The sequence below is a fragment of the Lautropia dentalis genome (assembly GCF_003892345.1).
Lineage (GTDB): Bacteria > Pseudomonadota > Gammaproteobacteria > Burkholderiales > Burkholderiaceae_E > Lautropia > Lautropia dentalis.
Genome location: NZ_RRUE01000002.1, coordinates 178,515 through 199,922 on the forward strand (window position 1 = coordinate 178,515; position 21,408 = coordinate 199,922).

General features: G+C 63.0%; 23 protein-coding genes. 3 read left to right on the forward strand and 20 right to left on the reverse strand.

All coding sequences use genetic code 11. The features are described 5' to 3' along the window. Nucleotides 1–16: 16 nt before the first annotated feature. The 11 genes from rplN to rplC form a co-directional block, all read right to left on the reverse strand. Nucleotides 17–385 carry a 50S ribosomal protein L14 gene (gene rplN, locus EHV23_RS08850; RefSeq protein WP_005674255.1) on the reverse strand — a complete coding sequence of 123 codons (369 nt, stop codon included), beginning with the start codon at nt 383–385 and terminating at the stop codon, nt 17–19. A gap of 550 nt (nt 386–935) precedes the next feature. Further along, complete coding sequence (rpsQ, locus tag EHV23_RS08855; RefSeq protein WP_125095757.1) at nt 936–1,214, reverse strand: 30S ribosomal protein S17; 279 nt, start codon at nt 1,212–1,214, stop codon at nt 936–938. Continuing rightward, nucleotides 1,211–1,408, reverse strand: coding sequence for a 50S ribosomal protein L29 (gene rpmC, locus EHV23_RS08860; protein ID WP_125095758.1), 198 nt, complete (start codon nt 1,406–1,408; stop codon nt 1,211–1,213). The genes rpsQ and rpmC overlap by 4 nt, the downstream gene beginning before the upstream one ends. A gap of 18 nt (nt 1,409–1,426) precedes the next feature. Beyond that, nucleotides 1,427–1,843, reverse strand: coding sequence for a 50S ribosomal protein L16 (gene rplP, locus EHV23_RS08865; RefSeq protein ID WP_125095759.1), 417 nt, complete (start codon nt 1,841–1,843; stop codon nt 1,427–1,429). A gap of 51 nt (nt 1,844–1,894) precedes the next feature. Next, nucleotides 1,895–2,743 carry a 30S ribosomal protein S3 gene (gene rpsC, locus EHV23_RS08870; protein WP_125095760.1) on the reverse strand — a complete coding sequence of 283 codons (849 nt, stop codon included), beginning with the start codon at nt 2,741–2,743 and terminating at the stop codon, nt 1,895–1,897. Nucleotides 2,744–2,758: 15 nt separating this feature from the next. After that, nucleotides 2,759–3,100, reverse strand: a complete 342-nt coding sequence (gene rplV / locus EHV23_RS08875) for a 50S ribosomal protein L22 (RefSeq protein WP_125095761.1) — start codon at nt 3,098–3,100, stop codon at nt 2,759–2,761. A gap of 78 nt (nt 3,101–3,178) precedes the next feature. Further along, a complete protein-coding gene (gene rpsS, locus EHV23_RS08880; protein ID WP_125095762.1) occupies nt 3,179–3,454 on the reverse strand; it encodes a 30S ribosomal protein S19 in 276 nt (91 codons plus the stop codon). A gap of 13 nt (nt 3,455–3,467) precedes the next feature. Then, nucleotides 3,468–4,295: a 50S ribosomal protein L2 gene (gene rplB, locus EHV23_RS08885; protein WP_125095763.1), complete on the reverse strand. Its 828-nt coding sequence runs from the start codon at nt 4,293–4,295 to the stop codon at nt 3,468–3,470. Continuing rightward, a complete protein-coding gene (gene rplW, locus EHV23_RS08890; protein ID WP_125095764.1) occupies nt 4,296–4,592 on the reverse strand; it encodes a 50S ribosomal protein L23 in 297 nt (98 codons plus the stop codon). Continuing rightward, nucleotides 4,589–5,209, reverse strand: a complete 621-nt coding sequence (gene rplD / locus EHV23_RS08895) for a 50S ribosomal protein L4 (RefSeq protein ID WP_125095765.1) — start codon at nt 5,207–5,209, stop codon at nt 4,589–4,591. Before rplD ends, rplW begins: the two co-directional genes overlap by 4 nt. A gap of 17 nt (nt 5,210–5,226) precedes the next feature. Then, on the reverse strand, nt 5,227–5,943 hold the full coding sequence (gene rplC / locus EHV23_RS08900; RefSeq protein ID WP_420813067.1) for a 50S ribosomal protein L3: 717 nt from the start codon (nt 5,941–5,943) through the stop codon (nt 5,227–5,229). A 571-nt stretch (nt 5,944–6,514) separates the two neighbouring features. Between rplC and EHV23_RS08905 the strand changes: the two genes are divergently transcribed. The 3 genes from EHV23_RS08905 to EHV23_RS08915 all read left to right on the forward strand — a co-directional run bounded on the left by EHV23_RS08905 (nt 6,515) and on the right by EHV23_RS08915 (nt 11,435). Further along, nucleotides 6,515–8,446, forward strand: a complete 1,932-nt coding sequence (locus EHV23_RS08905; RefSeq protein ID WP_125095767.1) for an alpha-amylase family glycosyl hydrolase — start codon at nt 6,515–6,517, stop codon at nt 8,444–8,446. Between the two features lie 142 nt (nt 8,447–8,588). After that, entirely contained in the window at nt 8,589–10,013 is a 1,425-nt protein-coding gene (locus tag EHV23_RS08910; protein WP_125095768.1) for a maltoporin, read from the forward strand. Between the two features lie 57 nt (nt 10,014–10,070). After that, complete coding sequence (locus tag EHV23_RS08915) at nt 10,071–11,435, forward strand: MFS transporter (protein ID WP_125095769.1); 1,365 nt, start codon at nt 10,071–10,073, stop codon at nt 11,433–11,435. A gap of 223 nt (nt 11,436–11,658) precedes the next feature. On the opposite strand, the gene EHV23_RS08920 is transcribed toward EHV23_RS08915, so the two are convergent. The 9 genes from EHV23_RS08920 to fusA form a co-directional block, all read right to left on the reverse strand. Continuing rightward, nucleotides 11,659–12,516, reverse strand: coding sequence for a subtype B tannase (locus EHV23_RS08920; RefSeq protein WP_238990401.1), 858 nt, complete (start codon nt 12,514–12,516; stop codon nt 11,659–11,661). Nucleotides 12,517–12,521: 5 nt separating this feature from the next. Next, nucleotides 12,522–12,836 (reverse strand): alpha/beta hydrolase fold domain-containing protein, encoded by a 315-nt coding sequence (locus tag EHV23_RS08925; protein ID WP_125095770.1) that lies wholly within the window; start codon nt 12,834–12,836, stop codon nt 12,522–12,524. 231 nt (nt 12,837–13,067) lie between these two features. Continuing rightward, nucleotides 13,068–13,829, reverse strand: coding sequence for an IS21-like element helper ATPase IstB (gene istB / locus EHV23_RS08930; RefSeq protein WP_125094144.1), 762 nt, complete (start codon nt 13,827–13,829; stop codon nt 13,068–13,070). Between the two features lie 17 nt (nt 13,830–13,846). Beyond that, nucleotides 13,847–15,376: an IS21 family transposase gene (istA, locus tag EHV23_RS08935; RefSeq protein WP_125095771.1), complete on the reverse strand. Its 1,530-nt coding sequence runs from the start codon at nt 15,374–15,376 to the stop codon at nt 13,847–13,849. A 180-nt stretch (nt 15,377–15,556) separates the two neighbouring features. After that, nucleotides 15,557–15,958, reverse strand: a complete 402-nt coding sequence (locus tag EHV23_RS08940) for a hypothetical protein (RefSeq protein ID WP_125095772.1) — start codon at nt 15,956–15,958, stop codon at nt 15,557–15,559. A 26-nt stretch (nt 15,959–15,984) separates the two neighbouring features. Continuing rightward, the gene (locus EHV23_RS08945; RefSeq protein WP_125095773.1) at nt 15,985–17,370 is read right to left on the reverse strand and encodes a nucleobase:cation symporter-2 family protein; all 1,386 of its coding nucleotides are present in this window, start codon (nt 17,368–17,370) and stop codon (nt 15,985–15,987) included. Between the two features lie 249 nt (nt 17,371–17,619). Then, a complete protein-coding gene (gene rpsJ, locus EHV23_RS08950) occupies nt 17,620–17,931 on the reverse strand; it encodes a 30S ribosomal protein S10 (protein ID WP_125095774.1) in 312 nt (103 codons plus the stop codon). Nucleotides 17,932–17,999: 68 nt separating this feature from the next. Continuing rightward, nucleotides 18,000–19,190, reverse strand: coding sequence for an elongation factor Tu (gene tuf, locus EHV23_RS08955; RefSeq protein WP_125095775.1), 1,191 nt, complete (start codon nt 19,188–19,190; stop codon nt 18,000–18,002). Nucleotides 19,191–19,240: 50 nt separating this feature from the next. Next, nucleotides 19,241–21,346, reverse strand: a complete 2,106-nt coding sequence (fusA, locus tag EHV23_RS08960) for an elongation factor G (protein ID WP_125095776.1) — start codon at nt 21,344–21,346, stop codon at nt 19,241–19,243. Nucleotides 21,347–21,408 lie beyond the last annotated feature (62 nt).

Here is a 21,408-nt window from a genome sequence, read left to right on the forward strand (position 1 = left end):
GTGTTGACCGGCAAGCTCAGAGCACTTCCGGTGCCAGCGAGACGATCTTCATGAAGCGCTCGGTACGCAGCTCGCGGGTCACGGGCCCGAAGATGCGGGTGCCGATCGGCTCCAGCTTGCTGTTGAGCAACACAGCGGCATTGCCATCGAAACGCAGCAGGGAGCCATCGGGACGGCGAACGCCCTTGGCGGTGCGCACGACGACCGCGTTGTAGATCTCGCCTTTCTTCACGCGACCACGGGGTTGCGCTTCCTTGACCGAGACCTTGATGATGTCACCGATTCCGGCGTAGCGGCGCTTGCTGCCACCGAGCACCTTGATACACATGACCTCGCGCGCCCCCGTGTTGTCGGCGACGCTCAGCGTCGACTGCATCTGAATCATTGCAATATCCTGACGATTACTTGCCCAACTTGGACCCGCCATGGCTTTGTGACCCACAGCAGACCAGTCTTGGTTCCGTTGACCGATTGTGCAGGTGCGCAACCGATCGGATTGAATTCATTGAAACGACCTGCCCCGCTGCATCCGCATGTGCCCGGCTGCTGCCAGGCGGAATGAACCGGTACCGGTCGGCGCCCATTGGATGCTGCACAACCGCACCCAACAGACTGATGCCCACCATGCCGTGACAAACGGCGCCACGGGCATTGCTGGAAGACTTGGAGTATAGAAAAGTTTTTGCGCGTTTACAACCCGCCGCGGAACATTTGTTGCCCCAGGAGGGCGCAGTCAGTGGACCTGAAGCAGGACAGGCGAGCGCGCAAGCGGGGGACACGAGGCAGGACAGGTGAGAGCACAGACAAGGGACGTGAGGCATGGCGGGTACGGGACACCGCCACACACCCCCCTGCGCCACCCTGACGACGCCGTCCTCCGGATGCGACAACGCCCGGCGGGGCCGGGCGCTGGTTTGGCGAACGAACGCGCCGTATCAGACCACCTTGGCGGCGGTCAGCAGGCGGGTCACGTACCAGGACTTGGTGCGGGATACCGGTTTGCCTTCCTGGATTTCCACGACGTCACCCTCGTTGAACGAGTCTTCCGTGTGGGCATGGTACTTCTTGGACTGCACCACATACTTGCCGTACACCGGATGCCGGACCTTGCGCTCGACCAGAACGGTCACGGTCTTCTGCATCTTGTTGCTGGTGACCCGGCCGGTCAGGGTGCGGGTATTGGTGGTGGGTTGCACCGCTTGTTGCTCACTCATTTGGCTGCCACCTGCTTCTCTTTGATGACGGTCATGACACGAGCGATGTCGCGCTTGAGCCGTTTCAGTTGGGCCGTATTGCTGTTCTGCTGAGTGGCGATCTGCATGCGCAGCGCGAAATGGGCGCGCCCCAGATCACTCAACTCCTGCTGCAGACCTGCCACGTCCTTGGTTCTCAGTTCTGTCGCTTTCATTTCGACTCCGTGTTGGCGTCAGACGCCAGGCTGACGGGTGACGAAAACCGTGGACAACGGCAGCTTGGCTGCAGCCAGGGCGAAGGCTTCACGGGCCAGCGCTTCGTTCACGCCGTCCATTTCGTAGAGCACCTTGCCGGGCTGGATTTCGGCAACCCAGTATTCGGGGTTGCCTTTACCGTTACCCATACGGACTTCCGCAGGTTTCTGGGAAATCGGCTTGTCCGGGAAGATCCGGATCCAGATGCGGCCGCCCCGCTTGATGTGGCGGGTCATGGCACGACGGGCCGATTCGATTTGGCGGGCCGTCAGGCGACCGCGGGCGGTGGCCTTCAGACCATATTCACCGAAGGCAACAGTGGCGCCACGGGTGGCAAGGCCGGTGTTGCGGCCTTTCTGTTCCTTCCGGTATTTGCGTCGGGAGGGTTGCAACATGATTCTTCTACCTTAGCTGTGTTCACTCATCGGACTGCGCAGGCAGACCCATCAGTTGTCGCCCTTGTCTTCGGCTGCGGCGGGGGCTGCCTCGCCAGCGGCCTTGCGGGGCGCACGACGGCCGGGTGCACGGGCCTCGCCACCTTCACCGGCGGCGTCACGACGACGGCCACGGCCAGGGGCGGCACCGGGACGGCCCGGACGACGGCCACGACGGTCTTCGCGTTCGTTGCCGGCGGCTTCCTTCTCGGTGGTCTCGGGGGCTTCGCCACGACCGAGGGTGTCACCCTTGTAGACCCACACCTTCACACCGATGATGCCGTAGGTGGTCTGGGCTTCGGAGGTGCCGTAGTCGACGTCGGCGCGCAGGGTATGCAGGGGCACACGGCCTTCACGGTACCACTCGGTACGGGCGATCTCGGCACCGTTCAGACGGCCGGCGCTCATGATCTTGATGCCCTGGGCGCCCAGACGCATGGCGTTCTGCATGGCGCGTTTCATGGCGCGGCGGAACATGATGCGCTTTTCGAGCTGCTGGGTGATCGAGTCGGCGATCAGCTGGGCATCGAGTTCGGGCTTGCGAATCTCTTCGATGTTGACGTGCACGGGCACGCCCAGCATTTTGGTCAGCTCGACCTTCAGACGTTCGATGTCTTCGCCTTTCTTGCCGATCACCACACCCGGACGGGCCGAGTAGATGGTGATGCGGGCGTTCTTGGCGGGACGCTCGATCAGCACGCGGCCGACCGAGGCGTTCTTCAGACGCTTCTTGAGAAATTCGCGGACCTGCAGGTCTTCCTTGAGCATGCCAGCGAATTCTTTGTTACCTGCGTACCAACGCGAAGCCCAGTTGCGACTGACGGCAAGCCGGAATCCGGTTGGGTGGATTTTCTGTCCCATGTTCTCGGTCCTTCCTCAGGCCTTTTTGCCGGTACCAACCGTCAGGTAGATATGGCAGGTTTGTTTCTCGATGCGGACGCCGCGACCCTTGGCGCGCGCCGAAAAACGGCGCAGCGACTGGCCCTTCTCGACGTGAATCCGGCTCACCCGGAGTTCGTCCACGTCAGCACCATCGTTGTGCTCGGCGTTGGCGATTGCCGATTCGAGCACTTTCTTGAGAATCTTCGCCGCTTTCTTGGGCGAGAAATTCAGGATATTGAGCGCAGCTTCCACCGACTTTCCGCGCACCTGGTCAGCCACCAGGCGACCCTTCTGGGCAGAAATCCGGACCCCGCGCAGGACTGCTTGAGTTTCCATCGTCAACTTTCCCTTGATCTTGTCAGGCCAGCTGCGACCGGGCCGCCGCCGTCAGGGACGGTGCGGCCCCGTCGTGCATCAGCGCTTGGCCTTCTTGTCGGCGGCGTGCCCTTTGAACGTGCGGGTCAGCGCGAATTCGCCCAGCTTGTGACCCACCATGTTCTCGTTGATGAACACCGGAACATGCTGCTTGCCGTTGTGCACGGCGATGGTCAGACCGATGAATTCAGGCAGAACCGTCGAACGACGCGACCAGGTTTTGATTGGGCGCTTGTCCTTGCCAGATGCAGCTGCATCGACTTTTGCCAGCAAGTGATGGTCGACAAACGGACCCTTCTTGATTGAACGTGCCATGTCGTATTACCGGTTATTTTTTCTTGCGCCGCTGAACGATCATCGAATCGCTGCGCTTGTTGCGACGGGTGCGATAGCCCTTGGTCGGCTTGCCCCACGGATTGACCGGCACACGACCTTCGCCCGTGCGACCTTCACCACCACCGTGCGGGTGGTCGATCGGGTTCATGGCCACGCCACGAACGGTCGGACGGATACCGCGCCAGCGGGTGGCGCCGGCCTTGCCGATCTGGCGCAGGCTGTGTTCGCCGTTGCCGACTTCGCCGAGGGTTGCACGGCACTCGATATGGATGCGGCGGATTTCACCCGAACGCAGGCGGACCTGGGCATAGGTGCCCTCACGCGCCAGCAGCTGGGCCGAATTGCCGGCCGAGCGGGCGATCTGGCCACCCTTGCCGGGCTGCATCTCGATGTTGTGGATGGTGGACCCCACCGGAATGTTGCGGATGGGCAGGGCGTTGCCGGCGCGGATCGGGGCTTCGGAACCGGACATCAGCTCGGCACCGGCCGCCACGCCACGCGGGGCCAGAATGTAGCGACGCTCGCCGTCTGCGTACAGCAGCAGGGCCAGATGCGCGCTGCGGTTCGGATCGTATTCCAGACGCTCGACGCGGGCGGGAATGCCGTCCTTGTTGCGACGGAAGTCGACGATCCGGTAGTGGCGCTTGTGACCACCCCCACGATGGCGGGTGGTGATGTGACCCAGGTTGTTGCGACCCGAACCGCGTTTTTTCGGCTCGATCAGCGAAGCAACCGGGGCGCCCTTGTGCAAGGTCGGGGTGACGACCTTGACCATCGCCCGGCGACCAGGCGAGGTGGGTTTCAGTTTCACGACCGGCATTTACTTGGTCTCCGCGAAATTGATCTCCTGGCCCGCTGCCAGACTCACATACGCCTTGCGGATGCTCCGCCGGCGACCCAGACCACGGCCGAAGCGCTTCTGCTTGCCCGCGATGTTGACCATGTTGACGGCCTCGACGGTCACCTTGAACAGCGACTCGACGGCGGCCTTGACTTCGGCCTTGGTGGCGTCCTGCATGACCCGGAACACGACCTGGTTCTGCTTTTCGGCCACCAGGGTGCTCTTTTCGGAAATGACCGGAGCGATCACTACTTGTGTCAGACGATTCGGGCTCATCCCAGCATCTCCTGAATCTGTGCCAGGGCCGGCTTGGTCACCAGCACGCTGTCGTAGTGCACGAGCGACAGCGGATCGACATGGCGGGTTTCGAGAACCAGCACGTGCGGCAGGTTGCGGGCTGCCAGGTACAGGTTTTCATCTTCGTCGTCGACCAGGATCAGCGTCGACTTCAGACCCATGCCGTTCAGCTTGCTGACCAGCAGTTTGGTCTTGGGCGCTTCCAGTTTCAGCGACTCGACCACCGACAGACGTTCTTCACGCACCAGCTGCGACAGGATGGAACGCATGCCGGCACGGTACATCTTGCGGTTGACCTTCTGAGAGAAGTTCTCGTCCGGTTTGTTCGGGAAGATCTTGCCGCCTCCACGCCACAGCGGACTGGACGTCATACCGGCACGGGCACGACCCGTACCTTTCTGGCGCCAGGGCTTTTTGGTGGAGTGACGGACTTCGCTGCGGTCCTTCTGGGCACGGTTGCCACTGCGGGCATTGGCCTGGTAGGCAACGACGATCTGATGAATCAGCGGCTCGTTGAAGTCGGTACCGAAGACGGTGTCAACCACCGGCACGGCGCCAGCCTTCTGACCCTGATCGTTCAAGATATTGAGTTCCATGTTCGAACGATCCTCTCTCAAGCCTTGCCCTTGGCTTCGGCGGCGCCAGCCTTGACAGGCTTCAGACGACGCTTGACCGACGGGGTGATGACCAGATGGCCGCCAGCCGAACCCGGCACGGCGCCACGAACCAGCAGCAGGCCACGATCGGTGTCGATGCGCTCGACGACCAGATTCTGGACCGTGCGGGTGACGTTACCCATTTGACCAGCCATGCGCTTGCCGGGGAACACGCGACCCGGATCCTGCGCCATGCCGATGGAACCCGGCACGTTGTGGGACCGCGAGTTGCCGTGCGAGGCACGCTGCGAACCGAAGTTGTGACGTTTGATGGTGCCGGCAAAGCCCTTGCCCTGCGAGGTACCCTGAACGTCGATGTACTGGCCCACCACGAAGTGGTCGGCACCCAGAACCGTGCCAGCCGGCACTTCGGCGGCGCGCTCGGGCGAGACGTGGAATTCGGCGGCGACCGTACCGGCCTGCACACCTGCCTTGGCGTAGTGGCCGGCCTCGGCAGCATTCACGCGCGAGGCGCGGCGCTCACCATAGACCAGCTGCACAGCCGTGTAGCCGTCGTTTTCGACGGTTTTGACCTGCGAAACCCGGTTGCCCGAAACGTCGATGACGGTGACAGGAATGCTTTCACCTTCATCTGTAAAGATTCGCATCATTCCAACCTTGCGGCCCAGAAGACCAAAGGCGGAACTAGCCTGACTCCCGGCGTCGCCGGAAATATCAGCCTGAGACCCCATGCGGAGACCCCCTTCAAGCGATTATTGACACCTGCGGCTTCGATTGGCCGCAAGCCTGCGAAAGTGAGCGAGTATAAACCGGGGTTGGATGCGGGCGCAAGCACGGGGCAGGCATGAACGGACATTGCCGCCTGCGCCGGAACCGTGCGACGCGTCACAGGGTTCTGATCTGGCTCAAGCCCGCACGCGAATGCCCTGCGCAAAGGCCCTGTTTCCTCCCATGGCCCAAGGTTTTCATGCACTGCAACGACCCCGTCCGTAGTACATTTTGGCAATGTGACGTATTGCAACGCACGCGCAGCAAGGTGGTACGGGCTGTGGCGGGTCATTCCGTTGTACATCCCGCCCTGCGGCAGACGCGCCCAGCCGGCGCATCCGCACGCCATCGCCCTGCCCGCCCTGCCGGGTCAGCCCTGGATTTCCGGGGCAGGCCCGGTTCGTGACCCTGCCGGCTGCACCGGGCAACCGGGCACGGCAACACGGCCACGGCGGGGGCCGCGTGCCTGCATCACGTCCTCTGCATCCCCTCCCCCGCAGACAAGAAGAGCCGGCCATGCTGACACTCGACCAACAAAATACCCTGGCTTTCGAACATGTGCGCAATGCGCTGGTGCACCGTCTGGGCCGCAAGGCCACCGGTGCTCAGTGGCAGCAGTTCGAGGATCGACTGAGAACCCATCTGCCGGCGCTGCTGGACAACCTGCAGCCACTCTACGGGCATCGCCCGGACTTCCTGGAGCAGCTCGACACACTGGTCGACACGGCCTGGACCGGTTGGTCCGAGCGCCCGAAGGAGATGAAGGCGCTGGACGAGGCCCGGGAGAAGACCCCCACCTGGTTCCAGTCGGAGAAGGTGGTGGGCGGCGTCCTCTACGTGGATCGCTTCGCGGGCAACCTGAAGAACCTGCAGGAGCAGATCCCCTACTTCAAGGAGCTGGGGCTTTCCTATCTGCACCTGATGCCCCCATTCAAGGTGCCGCCGGGCAGGAGCGACGGCGGCTATGCGGTCAGCAGCTACCGCGACGTGAACCCCGAGATCGGCACGATCGAGGACCTGCGGGCGCTGGCCAAGGCGCTGCGCAAGGAAGGCATCAGCCTGGTGCTGGACTTCATCTTCAACCACACGGCCAACGACCACCCCTGGGCACAGGCCGCGGTCCAGGATGATCCCAGGTACAAGGACTTCTATTTCCTGTTCCCCGACCGCACCCAGCCCGACATCTATGAGCGCACGGTGCGCGAGATCTTCCCGGACGAGCACCGGGGCGCCTTCTCGCAGCTGCCCGACGGTCGCTGGATCTGGACGACCTTCCACACGTTCCAGTGGGACCTGAACTACAGCAATCCGGCGGTGTTCAACGCCATGGCAGGCGAGATGCTGGCCATTGCCAACCTGGGCGCCGAGATCCTGCGTCTGGACGCGGTGGCTTTCGTCTGGAAGCGGCCGGGCACACCCTGCGAGAGCCTGCCCGAGGTGCACAACGTGATCCGTGCCTTCAACGCGCTGGCCCGGATTGCAGCGCCCTCGCTGCTCTTCAAGTCCGAAGCCATCGTGCATCCGGCCGAGGTGATGTCCTACATCTCGCCGGAAGAGTGCCAGCTGTCATACAACCCGCTGCAGATGGCGCTACAGTGGAACTCGCTGGCCACCCGCGAGGTGAACCTGCTGCAACAGGCGCTGGAGAAGTGGCACCACCTGCCTCACAACACTGCCTGGGTGAACTACGTACGCAGCCACGACGACATCGGCTGGACCTTTGCCGACGAGGATGCCGCCCAGTTCGGCATCAATGGCTACGACCACCGCAAGTTCCTGAACCGCTTCTACAACAACCGCTTCCCCGGCAGCTTCGCCCGCGGCGTGCCGTTCCAGGAGAATCCGGACACGGGTGATGCCCGGGTCAGCGGCACCTTCGCCTCGCTGGCCGGTCTGGAGCAGGGTGACCCGATGGCCGTGCAGCGGATGCTGCTGCTGTTCAGCGTGATCCTGAGCACCGGCGGCCTGCCGCTGATCTACCTGGGCGACGAGGTGGGCACGCTGAACGACCCCTGCTACCTGGACTCGCCCGACGAGGCCGACGACAGCCGCTGGATCCACCGCCCGCACCGCGACGTGACCCGCTACGATCAGCGCAACAACCCCAACACGGTGCCCGGCCAGATCTTCACCGGCCTGCGTAGCATGATCATCATCCGCGCCAACACACCGGCCTTCGCCGGAGGCGAGCTGATCGGCTACCGGGCAGGCAATCCGGCCGTGCTGGGCTACACGCGCAGCAGCACCCAGCAGACGGTGCTGGTGCTGGCCAACTACAGCGAGTTCGAGCAGCACTGCCCGGCCCAGGTCTTCCAGGCCATGCCCGGTCACCCGGTACGCGACCTGCTGACTGACCGCTCATACAGCCTGCGCGATGGCGTGACGCTGGCCCCTTACGGGGTGCTCTGGCTCGAGGTCCGCGCGCCGGAATCGGCCGCTCACGCCTGACCCCCTGACCGGATGCCGGGTTCCTCGTCATGCAAAGTCCGACATTCAAGTCACAGGGCGGTGGCTGGGCGAGTCCGTCCTGTTCTGGCCAGCTGCCGCTCTCTCCCTCCAACCCTTTTACCTGAAGTAGAAAGGAGCTCTCTTGAAGAAGACGCAGATGATGGCCGCTGCCGGTACGGGCATCGTACTGGCCATGTCGTGCCTGAGCACCGCCGCCGCGGCCGAAGAGGCCGCCCCCACCTTCTCGTTCGGCGCCTACCTTCGCAGCGGCGCCGGCACCACCTCCGACGGCGGCTCGCAGGCCTGCTTCCGCCTGCCGGGCGCCGCGACGTTCTTCCGTCTAGGCAACGAATGCGACTCCTACGTGGATCTGAAATTGAAGTCGTACCTGGGAGAGGTCAAGGGCACCAAGTTCGACGCCAAGATCACGCTGTCGCACGGAACCCAGGGCATGGCCAACTGGGAGCAGAGCACGCCGGCGCTGCGCGAGCTGTTCGTGACGGCCAGCGACATCGGCTCGTCGCTGGACGTGCGAGCCCTGGACGGAGCGATCCTGTGGGTGGGCAAGCGCTTCTACAAGAACCCCGATGTCCACATGATGGACTACACGTACTGGGAGCCAGGTCAGGGTCCGGGTTTCGGTCTGGACAACGTGACGTTGGGGCCGGGCAAGTTCGCCTATGCGATGTTCCGGATGGGAGACTTCACCGGCTTTGGGGTCAACAACGGCCTCAACGGCTACAACCCCGACCTGATCGGGGGCGGCTCGCGTTCGGCCACGGTGCATGACTTCCGTCTGGAAGAGATCGGGGTCAATCCGGGCGGCAAGCTGACGGTGGGCATGGACTTGGTGCGCGCCAGCAACCGCGGAGGCACCAGTACCTACACGGTGGACACCACGCAGTCGGTGGATCTGGACAACAACCCGGCCACGCCGAACGTGGACGTGGTGGTGCGCGAGACCCGCACCATCGACAACAAGGCGGGCAACGACGGCACGGCCTTCACGCTGTCGCACGAGCAGGCCAATGCCTTCGGCCTGGGCGGCACGAACTCGCTGGTACTGCAGTTTGCGCACGACGCGGCCCTACTGAAAGGCTACGGCGTGGGTGGCAGCACCGACAAGCGCCGCGAATGGATGCTGTTCGACCACTGGCTGTACGAACCGGCGCACAGCAAATGGTCGGCCACCTCCACGGCGGGCTATCGCCACGCCAAGGTCAATGACGTGAAGATGCGCGAGATGTGGGTGGGCACCCGTCCGCTCTACAACATCAACGAGGTGCTGGGCCTGTTCACCGAGCTGAGCCACCAGCGCGTCAAGCAGGATTCAGAATCGACCCGCACGCTGTCCAAGGTGACGCTGGGCACGCAGTTCTCGATGGGACCGGGCGTGATGGCGCGGCCTGCGCTGCGGCTCTTTGCCACCTACGCGAAGTGGAACGATGCGGCGGCAAACGCCGGCCCCGTGGCCTGCACCGGTCGTGACTGCAACACGGCCGTGACCTCGTTCGCCAACAAGCGCAGCGCTGTGACCTACGGCGCCCAGGTGGAAGCCTGGTTCTGATGTTGCGTCCATCCGGCGCCGGGGCCCGGCGCCGTCTTTCAGAGGAAGATCGCTCCCATGAAGATTGACCATCGCGTGGTGATGACATTTCGCCAGATACTGCTGATGAACTTCGGGTTCTTCGGCATCCAATACAGCTTCGGGTTGCAGCAGACCGCCATCAACCCGGTGTTCAGTATGCTGCACGCCAACCCCGACCAGCTGCCGATCCTGAACCTGGCCGGCCCGGTGACCGGCCTGATCATCCAGCCGCTCATCGGCGCCATCAGCGACCGAACCTGGATTCCCAGCCTGGGCCGTCGGCGCCCGTTCTTCCTGATGGGGGCGATCGGTTGCAGTGTCTGCCTGTTCCTGTATCCGCACGTCACCGAGCTGTGGATGGCCGTGCTACTGCTGTGGCTGCTGGACGCTAGCAACAACACCGCCATGGAGCCGTATCGCGCGTTCATCGCCGACAAGCTGCCCGATGAGCAGCATGCCACCGGCTTCCTGATGCAGAGCTTCTTCGCGGGCCTGGGCATCACGCTGGCCAACGTGTCGCTGTATTTCTTCCAGCGCTATTTCACCGCCGTGACCGATGAAGGCATGCCGGTCTGGGTGTATGGATCCTTCTACGTCGGTGCGTTCTGCTCGATCGCCACGGTGCTGATCTCGGTGCTGACCACCCCGGAAATCGAACCCACCCCCGAGGAGTTGGCCGAAATCCAAGCCAAGCCCCACGGTCTGGTCGCTGCCGTCAAGGAGATCTACGAAGCCATCCTGGTAATGCCCAAGACCCTGTGGCAGCTGGGCGCGGTCTACATGTTTCAGTGGTACGCCATGTTCGTCTACTGGCAGTTCGTGTCGCACAGCATTGCCGACTCGGCCTTTGGCCGGTCGGAAGCCACCGATCCGAAAGTTGCCGCGCACCTGTATGAGCAGGCAGTGGCCTGGACCGGGCTGGTCAACGGCTTCTACAACGTCGTCACCTTCCTGTCGGCCTTCGTGCTGATGTACCTGGCCCGCAAGTACCAGGCCAAGCTGGTGCATGCCTTTGCCCTGGCCCTGATGTCCCTGGGGCTGTGCCTGTTCCCGCACATCAGCAACAAGTTCCTGCTGTTCCTGCCGATGATCGGCTTCGGCATTGGCTGGGCCAGCATGCTGGGCGTGCCCTACATGATCGCCGTGGCCGAGATTCCGTCGGGCCGCTATGGCGTCTACATGGGCATCATCAACATGATGATCGTGATCCCCATGCTGCTCCAGACGGTGAGCTTTGGCTGGATCTACAAGCACGTGCTGGGCGATGATCCTGGCGCTGCAATGACCTGCGCCGGCCTGCTGCTGCTGATTGCCTGCATCGCCACGCTGTTCGTATCGACGCCACACATGCCACGTCGGGACAACTTCCCGATGAAGAATCGCACTCAGGACAAGGCCTGATCCGCGTCGGGCAAGGCTCGCCTCCCTGCAGAATGCGGGTCATGCCCCCAGCGCATTGGCATCACATTCGCCCGGCTCTGCCGGGCTCCGTTGAAAGCTGGTCCCTTTGCGGAGACCGGCTTTTTTCATGGGTCAGGTATCTCTGCCGGGCACACGCGTGCGGGCGGACTGGAGACCCCCGACAGTAGTACGGGCCACGAATCCGTGGCCCCTGTTGAAAGGTTCAGCGTTCGCCCTTCCCTGCAGCCACGGTCCGGTCAATCCAGCCAAACAGCTCGTCCAGGTCGTAGTCGCCACTGTGCGGCACGTCCCAGGGCATGAACAGGTCCACCTGCTTGCCCGTGTTCTGCAGTCGTGTGGCCAGGATCACGGCGATGGCGTGGGAGGTGTCGCGGTCGGCGGTACCCACCCGGATGCGCCAGTGCTGAGGCCCCGCCTGCCGATGGGCGATGTAGTTCATCGGGTTCATCAGCCGGACGGTCTGGGCATCAGCCACGCCGGCATCCTTCACCGTGCTGTGCGCCGCCGAATACGCGGTGAAATGCCGGGCATCCACCGTGTCGGTTCCGAACTCCTGATTCTCGCCATTGTCCAGCGCCAGACCGTCAAAGGCGGGCGGCGTCTTCTGGCGACCTGCGGCGCGTGCGAAGGCGGCAAAGTCCACGGCCTTCACCTTGCCGTCCTGGAGGGTGAGCCAGCCACGGTCAGACAGATCCTTGCCGGCATCCAGCTGCTTCTGGGCCGAGGCGGCCAGGTACGACGTCACATGCGTCTTGAAGCTGCCGTTGCCCTGGGCATCCAGAGAGAGCTTGCGGCCATCCGGGCCGAGCAGGTGCAGGGCATTCACATATTCGGTGAACAGCGGCTTGAGCTGGCTTGAAACCTTCTTCTGTTCGGAAGTGAGCACTCCCTTCACAAACTTGCGCTTGACATGGAAGTCGATCTGACGCATGTCGATCCTGGCGTAGTCATCGACGCCATTGAATTCCCATTCGTAGGCGGCATCGGCCTGCTCCAGGATGGAAATCGGGCAGTAGGCCGAGACGGCAAAGATGTCGTCGGGCGCGTCGGCGGCCCCCAATACCTTCAGGTAGGGCTCGTAGTCGGGCGGTTGGCACTGGCCCCCAGCAGGACCGACAGCGCGCCACCGGCACTGGTCCCGTTGGAGATGATCCGGTTGGCATCGCCCGGCATGGCAGCATCGTTGTGCTTCAGGTAGCGAACCGCCGCCTTCAGGTCAACGATGGCGGCCGGTGCCTTGCCGGTGGCCTGGGTACGCCCTCGCGCACCGGGCGAGACGACCACCAGACCCCGTGCCAGCGCCGTCTGCATGGCGTCGGCCTGGTCAGGGTCGCGCGGGCCGAAACCTGCCTGCCCCATCACCCCGGGCTTGGCCGGCATGTAGCCCCCCACCTGATTGGGCAGGAAGATGGGCGCCGTCCTGGCCGTGTAGCCATTGATGGTGCCACCTGCGTATTCCGATGATCGTGACCGACGATTCCGGCATCGTGACCGCGCAGTCCGGTCATCGTGACCGATGTCGAGTGGTCAGAGACATTGCCTGCCAGGCAAATTGTACGATTGCCTGATCCGGGGGGCCTTCCAGCCCCCCCCAGTACCTCCGGGAGAGCGTCAGCTCTGGTTGGCGGATGAAGGCGTTTTCTTCGTTCGTGCAGCGCGCAGTGACTCCCCCTTGAGCACGATCCGCTGCGCCTGTGGCAGCAGACGATCCAGCATCGCGTCGGCCACCGCCGGCTCATCGATCCAGGCATGCCAGTGATCGACGGGCAACTGGCTGGTGATCAGCGTGGCCCTGTTGCCGGCCCGGTCATCGATGATCTCCATCAGCGCTTCCCGGCAGGGGGCGTCCAGCGCCACCAGTCCCCAATCGTCCAGTATCAGGACCTGCGTCTTTGCCAGCTTGCCAAGCCACCTGGTGTAGGTGCCTGTGGCCCGTACAAGGCCCAGCTCCTCGCCCAGCCTGGGCAGACGCAGATACCGCGTACTGTGTCCCTGGCGGCAGGCATACTGTCCGAGAGCGCAGGCAAGCCATGTTTTGCCGCACCCCGTGGCCCCGCTCAGGATGATGGTGGCGCCGGACGTTGCCCAGTCACTCAGGGCAAGTGCCATCCAGCGGGCACGTTCCAGCCCCCGGCTGGCTCGTGCGTCGAAGTCTTCGATGTGGGCCTGGGCATACTTCAGGCTGGCCTGCTTCAACAGGCGGGCGCTGCGCCGGTCGTGGCGGCTGTCGATCTCGTGCTGAACCAGCAGGGCCAGACGCTGCTCGAACCCCAACTCTGTGCTTGCGGGCTGTTCGAGCTGTCGCTGCAGCGCCTGTGCCATGCCCTGAAGTCGGAGTTCCTGCAGCTGGGCAATGGTTTGATTGTGGGTCATGATTCACCTCCCTGGCGTCAGTGATAGGCCCGTGCACCGCGCAGGTGCTCATGGTCCGGGCTTTGCCATGTCCTGCCCGGTTGGGCCGGCAATGCTTTTTCCTTGCCGTTGAGCAGGATGTCGCGTACCGCGCGATAGGTGTGGATCTGCAGCGACAGGGCGCGCTCGCAGGCCGCTTCCAGACGGGCATGGCCGTGGCGTCTGGCCAGCGACAGCAGACCCAGCGCACTGCGGTAGCCATGCTCGGGGTGCCTGTATCGGGCCAGCATGCGCTCGATCAGCAGCGCCGTGCTTTCGCCGACACCACGACCCCACGCGACCAGACGTTCCGGTGTCCATTGCCGATGTGCACGGTGGCTGGCCGGCATGTGCTCCTCGATGGTGGTAAAGCCGCCTGCCTGATGACTTCTCAGGTGTGCGGCCACCCGTTTGCCCTCGTGCAGCAGCTCGATGCCATGCTGGGTGATGCGGGCATCGAGCCGCTGTCCAACCAGCACATGGGGCACGCTGTAGCGGTGCCGGTCGATCTCGACGTGGTAGTCCACGTGTACCCGCACGGTCTTGTAGCGAGCGTATTCGTAGCGAACCGATGGCAAAGGGCGCAAGGCCGGTGCATCGAGGCTGGCAAAGACACTGGCCCGGCTGCCCGGCAGTTTCTGGAAGGGGCGGTGGTTGAGCTGTTCCAGCAGCGGTTCGATGGCCCGGTTGGCGCTGCCCAGATCATTGGGCAGTACGTGGCGCAGCCTGGCCAGAATCCAGCGCTCAACCACCTGAACGGCCGACTCCACCACGGCCTTGTCCTGCGGACTGTGAGGCCGGGCCGGCAAGACGGCACAATCGTAGTGGCGGGCAAAGTCCTGAATGCTGTCGGTTGCCCTGGGTTCGTAGCGATCGGCACGGGCAATGACCGCCCGGGGATTGTCGGGCACGATCAGGGCGGGGACACCACCCATGTAGTGCAGTGCTCCCACCATGCCATTGATCCAGTCAGCAGTCTTCTGGCCGGGCGTGGCCTGTGCGTAGGTGTAATGGGAGGCGCCCAGCGCCGCGACGAACAGGTGTGCCCTGCTGCCGTCACGCAGCGCCAGCGTCGGTCCGGCAAAGTCCACGAACAGCTTCTCGCCGGCGACATGGATCTGGCGCATCGAGCGCTTGAGCGTCCTGACGTATTGCCGGTAGCGTTCGCAGAACTGACTGTACTGCAGCGTACGCTGGCCCACGTATTCGGCCTGGTACTCCTGCCACAGCAGCATCAGGGTCATGCCCTTGCGGCTGAGTTCCCGGTGCATCAGGGCAAAGTCCGGCAGCACGCAGGGGCAGCGTTCGTCCTGTCCGGCAAGCAGGCGGGAATGCAGCTCTGCGTCGCTCATCGAATCGATGAGCGACCAGTCCTCCAGTCCCTGCGCACGGGCCAGGGTCACGTACTTGGATACGACGCCCTTGGAAACGCCAAGGGCCTGGGCACAACGCGCCAGCGATTCACCTCTGACGAGGCGGTGTTCGAGAATGGCTTTGATCATCTGTGTGTCGAGTGATGGCGCTGGCATTGGCGGCTTCCAAAGCCGCCAACGGTAGCGCAGGTTGAGAACAGCAGGGCTGTCTCGACACACTCGAACACCATCGGTCACGATCACCGGAATCGGCGGTCACGATGCCGGAATCGCTGGTCACGATACCGGAATCATCAAATCCACGGCTCCGGAACCGCCCGGTCACGATCGCCGGAATCAGCGGTCACGATCATCGGAATACCCACCACCCTGGAAGTAGGCTTCCGGCACGTAGATGTTCAGGCTCTGGTACTCGGCATCGACCGGGTTGCGAACGTAGACGACGTTCTCGTAAGCCCTGTAGGCCACGGCCTTGCCATTGACGCGGGTGCTTCCGGACACGGGGGTGAGGCGAGAAAGGTCGAGGGTATCCATGTCGGTCTGGCGGGTCTGTTGGGAGGCGTTCTTGCGAGCGGTGCCCATCGAGGCCGAAGGCCCGTGCTGGCCGGCGGCCCATGCAGCCGTTCCAACTAGCAGACTGGCAACAAGCAGGGCCAGCCGGGTGTGTCGAAGGAAGGGACGGCCTTGCCGCGGTCGCGCCGAGTGCAGCTGGGAGGATGGGGCAACGTAGGCATTCATGGATTCTCCTATCGAGAGGGCAAGGATCACTCCAGGTCGTCGCTGAGGAAGACCGGCTTCTCGGTCTGGTCCAGCGGAAGCAGCAGGTTGAGCACCACGGCCGTGATGCCACCGGCGGAGATGGAGTTCTGGAAAAGTACGGGAAGCTGCTGGAAGACTTCCGGTTCGAAGGCAACCCCCAGACCCAGGCCCACCGAGGTGGCCGCAATGATGGTCTCACGCCGACGGATACCGTTGGTCATGAGGATGCGCACACCAGCAATGGTGATGAGGCCGAACATCAGCACCATCGCCCCGCCCAGCACGGGGGCCGGGATGGTGGTGAAGATCCGCCCCACCACCGGGAACAGCCCGAGCAGCACGAGGATGACGGCGATGTACTTGCCCACGTGGCGCGAAGCCACGCCCGTCATCTGAATGACGCCGTTGTTCTGTGCGAACGTGGTGAGTGGCAGCGACCCCAGTGCGGTGGCAATGACGGAGACGAGGCCGTCGGCCAGAACGCCGCCGCGCAGCCGTCGCGTGTACTCATCACCTTCGATGGGCTGCCCCGACACCATGGCCGTGGCGGTGAGATCCCCCACCGCCTCGAAGACACTGAGCAGGTAGATGGCGCCCGCCACCACGAAGGCATGGCTATCGAACGCGAAACCATACTTGAAGGGCACCGGGATCGTGACCAGCGGCAAGCCGTCCAACGACGAGAAATCAACCTTGCCCCAGAAGAGCGCAATGAGGTAGCCGATGACCAGGCCCACCGCAATGCCGCTCATGCGCAGCAGCGGATTCTTCAGGCAGTTGAAGAACAGCACGATCAGCAGCACCAGAGATGCCAGTCCAAGGTTCTCCATCGAACCGAAGCTGCCATTGGCCTTGGCCACAAAGCCACCGCCGAAGTCGGTGATGCCCACATGGATCAGGCTCAGACCGATGAGCATGACCACCACACCACTGACGGTTGGCGTGATGACACGCTTCAGATACGGCAGCAACCAGGCCGACGCACAGACCAGGAACGCCCCCACGAAGGACACGCCCAGCAGCGCGGACAGCATGGCATGCTCGTCGAGACCGTCCGCCTTCATGGCGGTGCCCAGCGCAATCATCACCGTCACGAACGAAAAGTTGACCGACTGGATGGACAGCATGCCGGAACCCACCGGTCCAAAACGGTTGACCTGCAGCCACGTACCGATGCCGGACGCCACCATGGCCATGGACACCAGATAGGCCGTCATCTCCACAGGCAGACTCAGCGCCTGTCCGACGATCAGCGCCGGCGTGATCATGGGCACGAAGATGGCCAGCAGGTGGGTGATCGCGCTGAGCAGGGCGTTGCCCAGGGGAGGCCTGTCTTCCAGACGATAGACGAGGTCGGACGGATCGGTGGTACGGGCAGGGTGAGAACTCATTGTTGAAGTGGGTTGTTGTGATTCTGAATAATGAATTCTTTCCATCCAGCACTGCGGTGAACAGAACGATTCGGCCATCTGCACGACGACATGATAGGCATGTGTGTCATCAACACCGTGCCACAGCAGGCAGCCAGTATCAGAATGCTGGATACAAAAAACCCGCCAGCTCCCGAAGTGGAAGGCGGCGGGCCTGGGGCAGGGCGATCCGGACAGCGGCAGGTGAACCAGACGCTGCCGTGGACATGATCACTGCAGTTTGATTTCCACGTCGACGCCAGCAGGCAGGTCGAGCTTCATCAGCGCATCGACGGTCTTGTCGGTCGGATCCACGATGTCCATCAGACGCAGGTGCGTGCGGATTTCCAGCTGGTCGCGCGACGTTTTGTTGACGTGCGGCGAACGCAGCACATCGAAACGCTCGATGCGGGTCGGCAACGGCACCGGGCCATGCACCACTGCACCGGTACGCTTGGCCGTATCAACGATCTCGGCAGCGGACTGGTCGATCAGCTTGTAATCGAACGCTTTCAGACGGATACGGATTTTCTGGTTTGCCATGGTGATTCCTTAAAGAGCGAGGAGCGCGCGGCAGACGCGCTCCTATTCTGCGGGATGAAACGTGAAAATCAGGCGATGACCTTGGCCACCACGCCGGCGCCCACGGTACGGCCACCTTCACGGATGGCGAAACGCAGACCCTGTTCCATGGCGATCGGCGCGATCAGCTTGACCTTCATTTGCACGTTGTCGCCCGGCATCACCATCTCGGTGCCTTCCGGCAGCGTCACCGATCCCGTCACGTCCGTCGTACGGAAGTAGAACTGCGGACGGTAGTTCGAGAAGAACGGCGTGTGACGGCCACCTTCGTCCTTGCTCAGGATGTACACCTCGGCTTCGAACTCGGTGTGCGGCTTGATCGTGCCCGGCTTGGCCAGCACCTGACCACGCTCGACATCCTCACGCTTCGTACCACGCAGCAGAATACCCACGTTGTCGCCCGCCTGACCCTGATCCAGCAGCTTGCGGAACATCTCCACGCCGGTGCAGGTGGTTTTCTGCGTGTCGCGGATACCGACGATCTCGATCTCGTCGCCCACCTTGATGATGCCGCGCTCGACACGGCCCGTCACCACCGTACCACGACCCGAGATCGAGAACACGTCCTCGATCGGCATCAGGAACGTACCGTCCACGGCACGCTCCGGCTCGGGGATGTAGCTGTCCAGCGCCTCGGCCAGCTTGATGATGGCCGGCTCGCCGATCTCGCTCTGGTCGCCTTCCAGCGCCTTCAGGGCCGAGCCCTTGACGATCGGCAGATCGTCGCCCGGGAACTCGTACTTCGACAGAAGCTCGCGCACTTCCATCTCTACCAGCTCCAGCAGCTCGGCGTCATCGACCATGTCGGCCTTGTTCATGAACACGATGATGTAGGGCACGCCCACCTGACGGGCCAGCAGAATGTGCTCGCGCGTCTGCGGCATCGGGCCGTCGGCCGACGACACCACCAGAATCGCACCGTCCATCTGGGCGGCGCCGGTGATCATGTTCTTCACGTAGTCGGCGTGACCCGGGCAGTCCACGTGTGCATAGTGACGCGTGGCCGTCTCGTACTCGACGTGCGAGGTGTTGATCGTGATACCCCGGGCCTTCTCTTCCGGCGCGTTGTCGATCTGGTCGTAGCCCTTGGCCTCACCACCGTATTTCTTCGACAGCACCGTGGCGATCGCAGCCGTCAGCGTCGTCTTGCCATGGTCCACGTGACCGATGGTGCCCACGTTCACGTGCGGCTTGGTCCGTTCAAACTTGCCCTTTGCCATTTGTATTTACTCCTGATGCTTGTTCAGTCAGTGTTGGTCTGTGGTCCGGATCACTTGGTCCGGGCCGCAATCACAGCCTCGGCGACGTTCTTCGGCGCTTCGGCGTATTGTTTGAATTCCATAGTGTAAGTGGCACGACCCTGCGTCAGCGAACGCAGTGTGGTGGCGTAGCCGAACATCTCGGCCAGCGGCACTTCGGCTTTCACCTGCTTGCCACCGCCCACCATGTCTTCCATGCCCTGGATCATGCCGCGCCGCGAGGACAGGTCGCCCATCACGGTACCGGCATACTCTTCCGGCGTTTCCACTTCCACGGCCATCATCGGCTCCAGCAGAACCGGGCTGGCCTTGCGCATGCCTTCCTTGAACGCCATCGAACCCGCCTGCTTGAAGGCGTTTTCGTTGGAGTCCACGTCGTGGTACGAACCGAAGTGCAGCGTGACCTTCACGTCCACCACCGGATAGCCGGCCAGCACGCCAGTCGGCAGGGTGTCTTCGATACCCTTCTGCACCGCGGGGATGAACTCGCGCGGCACCACACCGCCCTTGATGGCGTCGACGAACTCGAAGTTCGGGCCGCCCGGCTCCAGCGGTTCCAGCTTGAGCACGACGTGACCGTACTGGCCGCGACCACCGGACTGCTTGACGAACTTGGCTTCGGCAGCGTCGACCGTCTTGCGGATGGTTTCGCGGTAGGCCACCTGCGGTTTGCCCACGTTGGCTTCCACGTTGAACTCGCGCTTCATCCGGTCGACGATGATCTCGAGGTGCAGCTCGCCCATGCCACCGATGATGGTCTGCCCCGACTCTTCGTCGGTGTGCACGCGGAAGGACGGATCCTCGGCGGCCAGACGCGACAGCGCCAGACCCATTTTTTCCTGGTCGGCCTTGGACTTCGGCTCGATGGCCTGACGGATCACCGGCTCGGGGAAGACCATGCGCTCGAGAATGATCGGGTTCTGCACGTCGGTCAGCGTCTCGCCGGTGGTGACCTCTTTCAGGCCCACGACGGCGGCGATGTCACCGGCACGCACTTCCTTGATCTCTTCGCGGTTGTTGGCGTGCATCTGCAGCAGACGGCCGATACGCTCCTTCTTGCCACGGGTGGCGTTGAGCACGGTGTCGCCGGAGTTCAGCACACCCGAGTACACACGCACGAAGGTCAGCTGGCCCACGAACGGGTCGGTCATCAGCTTGAATGCCAGCGCAGCGAATTTCTCGTTGTCGTCGGCCTTGCGGGTGACCTTCTCGTGATCTTCGGTTTCGCCCTCGATCGGCGGAATTTCCACCGGCGACGGCAGGAAGTCGATGACCGCGTCGAGCATGCGCTGCACGCCCTTGTTCTTGAAGGCGGTACCGCACAGCATCGGCTGGATTTCGTTGGCGATGGTGCGCTTGCGCAGACCGGCCTTGATCTTGTCCTCGGGCAGGTCGCCGTTCTCGAGGTACTCGTTCATCAGGTCCTCGTCGGACTCGGCGGCGGCTTCCAGCATTTTTTCGCGCCACTCTTCCGCCGAAGCCTTCAGCTCGGCCGGAATGTCGCGATACTCGAATTTCATGCCCTGGGTGGAGTCGTCCCAGTAGATGGCCTTCATCTTGATCAGGTCGACCACGCCCTCGAACTTGTCCTCGGCACCGATGGGGATGACCACGGGCACGGGATTGGCACGCAGGCGGGTCTTCATCTGGTCATAGACCTTGAAGAAGTTCGCGCCGGTACGGTCCATCTTGTTCACGAAGGCCAGACGGGGCACATGGTACTTGTTGGCCTGACGCCAGACGGTTTCGGACTGCGGCTGAACACCACCCACGGCGCAGTACACCATGCAGGCGCCGTCGAGCACGCGCATGGAACGTTCCACTTCGATGGTGAAGTCGACGTGTCCCGGGGTGTCGATGATGTTGATGCGATGTTCGGGATAGGAAAGGTCCATGCCCTTCCAGAAGGTGGTCACAGCGGCGGAGGTGATGGTGATGCCACGCTCCTGCTCCTGTTCCATCCAGTCCGTGGTGGCCGCGCCATCATGCACTTCACCCAGCTTGTGGTTCACGCCGGTGTAGAACAGGATGCGCTCGGTGGTCGTGGTTTTTCCTGCATCGATGTGGGCCGAAATACCAATATTCCGGTAGCGCTCGATGGGGGTCTTGCGAGCCATGATGGTGAGTCCTTGAGTAATACATTAAAGCACTGGACCGGCAGCAGCTGCCGAGGTTCGGC